This is a genomic window from Pseudoalteromonas sp. S3260 (assembly GCF_005886925.1).
GTDB classification, from domain to species: Bacteria; Pseudomonadota; Gammaproteobacteria; order Enterobacterales; family Alteromonadaceae; genus Pseudoalteromonas; species Pseudoalteromonas tetraodonis.
In genome coordinates, this window is the sequence record NZ_PNCV01000297.1 from 1 (window position 1) to 395 (window position 395).

A 395-nucleotide genomic window follows, 5' to 3' on the forward strand; every position below is an offset into this window, starting at 1 on the left:
CGTACTCTTCGTCAGCCATCATGAATGTCAGGTATTGCTGAATGTGACCCTGATTGTTCTGCAAGATAATATGTTCGTTAATGCCTTCTACTTTCATACCTGCTCCTCATGCAGGGCTGCAGCATCAATGAGTGCCTCTTGTGCACCTGGCTTTTTCAAACCGGCCATTTTGGTTAACCCGGCAATATCAACAATCAGCGATACCCGCCCATCACCGAGAATAGTTGCACCGGAAACACCATCAACCTTCTGATAGTTCGCCTCTAAACTTTTTATTACCACTTGCTGTTGCGCCAGTAAGTCGGCCACCAGCAGGCCCACTTTTTGGTTATCACACTCGACCACGACCAGAAGAGCTTTATCAAGTTCGGTAATGGCATCATGATGATTGAACA

1 protein-coding gene is annotated in these 395 nt (G+C 46.6%); it reads right to left on the bottom strand.

Annotated elements, in window-relative coordinates:
- Positions 1-93: 93 nt before the first annotated feature.
- Positions 94-395, bottom strand: a 302-nt coding sequence (locus tag CWC14_RS18545) for a chemotaxis protein CheW (RefSeq protein WP_171036895.1), incomplete at its 5' end; no start/stop codon positions are given.